The sequence below is a fragment of the Stenoxybacter acetivorans DSM 19021 genome, assembly GCF_000745895.1.
Lineage (GTDB): Bacteria > Pseudomonadota > Gammaproteobacteria > Burkholderiales > Neisseriaceae > Stenoxybacter > Stenoxybacter acetivorans.
In genome coordinates, this window is sequence record NZ_KN050771.1 from 110041 (window position 1) to 113552 (window position 3512).

Genomic DNA, 3512 nt, shown 5'->3' on the forward strand with positions numbered 1-3512 from the left:
CCCGCAATCAGGTTGGGCATAGAAACACGGTCGAGGGAAGACGGGCGAACAGAGTTCGCCTACGTTGTCAGGTCGAAAAGAGATTATTGTATGAAGGAATCCGTAGGGGGCGAATTGTATTCGCCCGAGCCCCTGCGGTGTTGCCCGAACAATGGATAATGTGATGAAAGAATTGCCAACGCGCAAACGCAACCGTTTGCAAGGTTACGATTATTCTCAAAACGGCGCGTATTTTATAACAATATGCACAAAAGACCGTGCCGAAATATTGGGGCGTATCGAACGCACACCTGTAGGGGCGAACTGTGTTCGCCCGCTATTTCGCCCGAAATTATCAGAAATTGGGTGCATTGTTGAAAATGAAATATCTGTTATATCAAATACATATTTCAATATTTTTGTTTTGCATTATGTGATTATGCCAAACCATATCCATATGATTATTTTTAACGATGGGCAAGACGGGCGAACCGTAGGGGCGAATTGCATTCGCCCGCACCCTACGGTGTCACGAATTATCAAACAATGGAAGGGCGCAATAACGAAAAAGATTGGTTATTCTGTTTGGCAAAAATCTTTTCACGACCACATCATACGTAACGAAAATGACTATAAACGCATTGCCGAATATATTCAAAATAACCCTGCAAATTGGGAAAATGATTGTTTTTATGGGGGTAAATAATGAACCAAGTGAATATCGTTGCCAAAACATCGCTTGAAACTGTTGTCGCTGAATATACGCCTGTGGAAAACCGTTCGGACGCTTATCAGTCTGAAGCGGCGTTAGAAGCAGCATTTATCAATTTGCTGGTTCAGCAGGGCTACGAACACATTAAGGTAACGAACGAGGCGGCGTTAATTCAAAATATGCGTGTTTGTTTGGAACGGCTGAACAATATGACCTTTGCCGATGCAGAATGGCAAAGGTTTTTTTCTTCGTGCGTGGCAAATGCAAACGAAAGTATTGTGCAAAAGACGCGTCGCATTCAAGAGGATTTTGTTCAGGCGTTCAAACGCGATGACGGCACAACAAAAAACATTTATCTGATTGATAAAAAACATATTCACAATAACTGCCTGCAAATCATTAACCAGTATGAGACGGGGAGCGGAACGTATAAAAACCGCTACGATGTAACCATTCTGGTAAATGGTCTGCCGCTCGTACATATTGAATTAAAACGGCGCGGCGTGGCTATTCGTGAGGCGTTCAATCAAATCAATCGTTATCAGCGCGACAGCTTTTGGGCAGGGTCGGGCTTGTTTGAGTATGTGCAGCTTTTCGTTATCTCGAACGGTACAAATACCAAGTATTACAGCAACACAACCCGCGAGCTTTCCGTTAAAGAAGCGGCAGGCATTCGTAAAACCAAGAGAACATCTAACAGCTTTGAGTTTACTTCTTTTTGGGCGGACGCAAGCAATAAGGTGATTGCCGATCTTGTGGATTTTACCAAGACGTTTTTTGCCAAGCACACGATTTTGAGTATCCTCACGCGCTATTGCATGTTTACGAGCGAGGATTTACTGTTGGTGATGCGTCCGTATCAAATTGCGGCAACCGAGCGGATTTTGAGCCGTATTGAGATAGCGAATAATTATAAAAAGTATGGCACGGTTGAAGGTGGCGGTTATGTTTGGCATACCACGGGCAGCGGCAAAACGCTGACGAGCTTCAAAACCGCACAACTTGCCGCGGCATTGCCGTATATAGACAAGGTGTTGTTTGTTGTTGACCGCAAAGACCTTGATTATCAAACAATGAAAGAATACGACAAATTCGCAAAAGGTTCGGCGAACGGCAATAACAGCACCAATGTGCTTGCGGAACAGTTGACCAAGGCAAACGGCGAAATGCTCAAGAGCAAGCAAACTAACCAGCCGATAATCGTTACAACAATACAAAAACTCAGTGTATTTATCGCCAAGAATAAGGCACACGATATATTCAAGAAACACGTTGTGCTGATTTTTGATGAGTGCCATCGCTCTCAGTTTGGCGATATGCACACGGCGATTATTAAGGCGTTCAAGAACTACCATATATTTGGATTCACGGGAACGCCGATTTTTGCCGCAAACTCAAGCAACAGCGGCAATCCCTTGCTGAAAACCACCGAACAGGCGTTTGGCAGCAAGCTTCACAGTTATACAATAGTAGATGCAATCAACGATGGAAACGTTTTGCCGTTTCGTATTGATTTTATCAATACTGTTAAGGAAAAAGACGGCATCGCGGACAAGAAAATCAGTGCGATTGACGCAGAACGGGCATTGCTTGACGATAAACGCATATCGCTTGTTGCGGACTATATCCTTGAACACTTCGATCAGAAAACCAAGCGCAACGAACACTATACGGTTAAAGGCAAGCGGCTGGCAGGATTTAATTCCATTTTTGCCGCATCAAGCATTTCCGCCGCTAAACGGTATTATGAAGAATTGCGCAGGCGCGGTAGCGGGCTGAAAATTGCAACGATTTTCAGCTATGCCGCCAATGAAGAAGATGCGGACGAGGAATTTGATAACGACAGGCTGGATAAAAACAGCCGCGATTTTCTCGAAAGCGTGATTGCGGACTATAACGCCATGTTCGCCACCAACTACGATACCTCAGCAGACAAATTTCAAAACTACTATAAAGATCTCTCACAGAAGGTGAAAGACCGCGAGATTGACCTGTTGATTGTCGTGAATATGTTTCTCACGGGTTTTGACGCAACGACACTAAACACGCTGTGGGTAGATAAAAACCTCCGCCAACACGGACTGATGCAAGCGTTCAGCCGAACTAACCGCATACTCAACAGCGTGAAAACGTTTGGGAATATCGTCTGCTTCCGTGATCTGAAACAGGCTACCGATGAGGCGATTTCTCTATTTGGCAACCGCGAAGCGGGCGGCATCGTTATTATTCGCACGTTTCGTGAGTATATGGACGGATATGAAAAAGACGGTGAGCAAAAGCCCGGTTATACCGAGTTAATTGAAAAACTCACGACGGAGTTCCCACTCGGTTTGCCCATTATCGGCGAAGAAAACCAAAAGGAATTTATCAAGCTGTTTGGTGCAATTCTCAGGCTGCGAAATGTGCTGACGGCGTTTGACGAATTCGAGGGTAATGAAATAATTTCAGAGCGCGACTATCAGGATTATCAAGGTGTGTATCTTGACTTAAAAGATAGGGACATGACAACCAAACAAGGCATTAAAATGTCTAAAAAGGAGTCATGGCAATGGTTTGCAAGTACCAAAAAAGTTCGTCACTTTCTGATGCAAAAATGCGGCAAATTATCAAGTGTTTTTCGCTTGATTTAACTGCCTCTCAAACCGCAAAATTAACCGGAATCAGTCGTCAGTCAATCAATCGAATATACACAAAGATTAGGTTGCGAATTTTTACGTATTGTTTGCAAAATACGCCTTTCAACGGGGAATTGGAAGCCGATGAAAGTTACTTCGGTGCCAAGCGGGTGCGCGGTAAGCGCGGGCGCGGTGCCGGCGGTAAA

The 3512-nt window shown here is 44.4% G+C and carries 2 protein-coding genes and 1 pseudogene; all 3 read left to right on the forward strand.

Features of this window, described 5'->3' with window-relative positions; translation table 11 throughout:
* The first annotated feature begins 163 nt into the window (after nt 1-163).
* The gene (locus tag Q384_RS11565) at nt 164-685 is read left to right on the forward strand and encodes a transposase (RefSeq protein WP_037588349.1); all 522 of its coding nucleotides are present in this window, start codon (nt 164-166) and stop codon (nt 683-685) included.
* Entirely contained in the window at nt 685-3321 is a 2637-nt protein-coding gene (locus tag Q384_RS11570; RefSeq protein ID WP_084224483.1) for a type I restriction endonuclease subunit R, read from the forward strand. The genes Q384_RS11565 and Q384_RS11570 overlap by 1 nt, the downstream gene beginning before the upstream one ends.
* Nucleotides 3234-3512: pseudogene (locus tag Q384_RS14205) on the forward strand (IS1595 family transposase); the annotation flags it as partial. The gene Q384_RS11570 and the pseudogene Q384_RS14205, both read left to right, overlap by 88 nt.